The 4055-nt window shown below is 25.1% G+C and carries 4 protein-coding genes; 3 read left to right on the forward strand and 1 reads right to left on the reverse strand.

Features of this window, described 5'->3' with window-relative positions:
- The coding region (locus tag D9V70_RS03310) for an aspartate-semialdehyde dehydrogenase (RefSeq protein WP_253254798.1) at positions 1-528 on the reverse strand (528 nt) is incomplete at its 3' end.
- A 278-nt stretch (positions 529-806) separates the two neighbouring features.
- Here D9V70_RS03310 and D9V70_RS02315 point away from each other — a divergent pair.
- The 3 genes from D9V70_RS02315 (at position 807) to fbaA (ending at position 3839) form a co-directional block, all read left to right on the forward strand.
- Positions 807-1397 carry a YhgN family NAAT transporter gene (locus tag D9V70_RS02315; RefSeq protein ID WP_158356131.1) on the forward strand — a complete coding sequence of 197 codons (591 nt, stop codon included), beginning with the start codon at positions 807-809 and terminating at the stop codon, positions 1395-1397.
- 160 nt (positions 1398-1557) lie between these two features.
- Positions 1558-2754: a phosphoglycerate kinase gene (locus D9V70_RS02320; protein ID WP_158356132.1), complete on the forward strand. Its 1197-nt coding sequence runs from the start codon at positions 1558-1560 to the stop codon at positions 2752-2754.
- 8 nt (positions 2755-2762) lie between these two features.
- Positions 2763-3839 carry a class II fructose-bisphosphate aldolase gene (fbaA, locus tag D9V70_RS02325; RefSeq protein ID WP_158356133.1) on the forward strand — a complete coding sequence of 359 codons (1077 nt, stop codon included), beginning with the start codon at positions 2763-2765 and terminating at the stop codon, positions 3837-3839.
- Positions 3840-4055 lie beyond the last annotated feature (216 nt).

A 4055-nucleotide genomic window follows, 5' to 3' on the forward strand; every position in this document is an offset into this window, starting at 1 on the left:
TTCTATTACATGATTAGCACCTGCACCAGATGCTGCTTGATAAGTAGAAGACGAAACCCATTCGATTAGTTCTCTTTGAAAAAGACCACCTAAAGCCATTAACATTAAACTAACAGTACAATTTCCTCCTACAAAAGTTTTGATTCCTTTATGTATAGAATTATATATAAGATTAGAATTTACTGGATCTAATATAATTATAGAATCATGTTTCATTCGTAAAGTAGACGCTGCATCTATCCAATAACCAGTCCAACCATTTTTTCGCAACTTTGGATAAACGTTTTCGGTATAAATACTTCCTTGACATGTAATAATAATATCCATTTCTTTTAATGACTGAATATCATAAGCATTTTTTAAAGTTTTGTTTGATACATTCTTTATCAAAGGACTCTCTTGTCCAAATTGAGATGTCGAAAAAAAGAAAGAATGAATTTTTGAAAAATCATCTTCTTCTTTCATTCTATTAATTAAAACTGATCCAACCATTCCTCTCCAACCTACTAAACCAACAGACTTGATCATTAACAAATATACGGGTCATTTCGATTAACAATAATTTTTCATAAAATATGATGAATAATTTAGTTAAATTAAAATTTAACTCCGCCTCCAAAAAATAATGATTAAAGAAAAATATATATTTTTATAAATATAGAAATAGAAAATTATATTTTTATTTTAAATATACTATAAAATTATAGTTTTATATTTAGCAATAAAACTTACATATAATTAATTTTTAATAATATTTTAAAATATATAAAAAATTTTTTAATTTTTAAAAGGTATAAACAATTAAAATGAATGAAATAATTTCTACAACCATATTACTAATTCTAATTATGGATCCTTTAGGGAATCTACCAATATTTATGACTATATTAAAACATTTAGAAGAAAAAAGAAGAAGAATTGTAGTCATACGCGAAATGATTATAGCATTAGTTGTCATGTTACTATTTTTATTTGTTGGCGAAAAAATACTTATTATTTTAAATTTAAAAACTGAAACCGTTTCAATATCTGGAGGTATCATACTGTTTTTAATTGCTATTAAAATGATTTTTCCATCTGAAGAAGAGACTAATCTTTCTTCATCAAACGAAGAGCCTTTTTTAGTTCCATTAGCAATACCACTAGTTGCAGGACCCTCTTTATTAGCAACATTAATGCTATTATCACATCAATATTTACATCATATTTTTTATTTAGTAGGTTCCTTATTAGTTGCATGGTTTCTTACAATGATAATATTATTGCTGTCTGGTTTATTTCTAAAATTATTTGGTTCTAAAGGTGTAAATGCTTTAGAACGTCTTATGGGTTTAGTTTTAATTATGCTTTCTACTCAAATGTTTCTTGATGGAATTAGTGTTTGGTTTAAAAATTAATATAATATTTAACATGCATTATGAAAAAAATATTATTATATAATTTTTTTAATAGCTTTTAAATACAAACAACTTTATTTTCTTAATAAACTGTTATTAAAAAGATAATAAGTTAAAATAATACAATAGATAAAATTATCAAAATTAAAGGAAAGATGTTATGAAAATCATCAAAATGACTGAATTAGACATAAATAATAAAACATTGCTAATAAGAAGTGATTTAAACGTTCCTATAAAAGATGGAATTATTCAATCTAAAGCTAGAATACTAGCAGCGCTTCCTACTATTGAAATGGCAATTGAGAAAAATGCTAAAATCATTATTTTATCTCATTTAGGTAGACCAAAAGAAGGAATTTATGAAAAAAAATATTCTTTGTTCCCCGTATTTGAATATTTAAAAAAAAAATTAAATTACACCAAAGTGTATTTTTCTAGAAACTATCTTCACGGGATTAAACTCAATCCAAAAGAAGTTGTTATTTTAGAAAATGTTCGTTTTAATATAGGAGAACTAAATAACGATAATACACTTTCTAAAAAATATTCTGATCTTTGTGACATATTTGTAATGGATGCGTTTGGAAGTGCACACAGAATGCAATCATCTACTCATGGAATTGGAAAATTTGCAAAAATTGCATGTGCTGGACCTCTTTTAATAAATGAAATAAATTTTTTAAAAAAATCATTAGAAAAACCCAAACGACCTATGGTAGCTGTAATAGGAGGAGCAAAAGTATCAACAAAATTTGATGTATTACAAAAATTGTGTAAAATTGCAGATACTGTAATAGTTGGTGGTGGAATAGCAAACACTTTCTTAGCGATTGATAATAAAATTGGAAAATCATTATATGAACCAAACTTTATACTAGAAGCTAAAAAATTACGTGATAAATATAATATTATTATACCGATTGACTCTCGTGTAGGAAAAAATTTTTGTAAATCTGAAAAATCCATAATAAAACTACCTCATGATATTAATAAAGATGAAGAAATTATGGATTTTGGAGATAAAACTATTAAAAAAATTATCGATATACTTAAAAAATCTCAAACTATTATTTGGAATGGTCCTGTTGGAGTTTTTGAATTTCCAAACTTTTGTAAAGGAACAGAAGCAATTGCAAAAACTATTGCAAATAGTGATGCATTTTCTATTGCAGGAGGAGGTGATACATTATCTGTTATTGACATGTTTAACATTAAAAATAGTATATCTTATATTTCAACTGGAGGAGGTGCATTTTTAGAATTTATAGAAGGAAAAAACTTACCTGCAATAAGTATTTTAAAAGAAAATTATAAACAATATAAATCAAGTAATTTAAAAAACATTATAAAATAGGAAACAAATTGAACATTTTAAACATAGTAAGTCCTGGTGTTGTTAGTGGAGACGAAGCACGAATAATATTTGAATTAGCTAAAAAGAAAAAATTTGCAATACCTGCTGTAAATTGTATAGGAACAGATTCTATAAATACTGTTTTAGAAACAGCTGCTAGAGTTCGAGCACCAGTTATTATTCAATTTTCTCATGGAGGTGCTTCTTTTATCGCAGGTTATAAAAAGAGATTTCCAATTAATCAGGAACAAGCAATTCAAGGAGCTATATCTGGAGCTAAACATGTACATTTAATGGCAAAATATTATAAAATTCCAGTAATACTTCATACAGATCATTGCTCAAAAGAAATTCTATCATGGATTGATGGATTATTAAAAATAGGTGAACATTATTATAAAAATCATAATAAGCCTCTTTTTACATCTCATATGATAGATTTATCTAAAGAAGACTTAAAAGAAAATATATCTATATGCAGTGAATATTTAAAAAAAATAAAAAAAATAAATATGATGTTAGAAATAGAATTAGGATATACAGGAGGAGAAGAAGACGGTGTAAATAATACTACAGTAGAAAAAAGATTACTTTACACAAAACCCAAAGATGTTAATTATGCTTATGAAAAACTACATAAAATTAGCAAAAATTTTACTATTGCTGCTTCATTTGGTAATGTTCATGGTGTTTACCAAATTGGTAATGTTGATCTTAAACCAAATATTTTAAAACATTCGCAAGAATATGTCAGTATTAAACATAATTTAAAAAACAATCCATTAAACTTAGTTTTTCATGGAGGATCAGGATCAACTTTAAAAGAAATAAAAGAATCTATTGAATATGGAGTAGTTAAAATGAATATTGATACTGATATGCAATGGGCAACATGGTATGGTGTATTAAATTTTTATAAAAAAAATAAAGAATTTTTACAAAATCAATTAGGAAACAAAACTGATAAAAATCAACCTAACAAAAAATATTATGATCCAAGATCATGGATAAGAGCATCTCAAGAATCAATGTCAATTAGATTAGAACAATCGTTTAAGGAATTAAATGCTTTTAATTTATTATAAAACATTTTTATAAAAAATTTTTGTGTTCCGGGGAATAAGAAAAAATATTCTCCGAAATGAGATTTTACTAAAAAATTTATAAAATAAATTTTTATTTATTTTGTTTAATTATAATCAAAAATTTTAAAAAAATTTCTGAGAAAAATACACAGAGATAATAATGGATGAGATAAATGTGGTAAATGATATTAATCACGCAGGAAATTGGTTAATTCG

It is taken from the genome of Buchnera aphidicola (Lipaphis pseudobrassicae), from assembly GCF_005081185.1.
Classification (GTDB): domain Bacteria; phylum Pseudomonadota; class Gammaproteobacteria; order Enterobacterales; family Enterobacteriaceae; genus Buchnera; species Buchnera aphidicola_AD.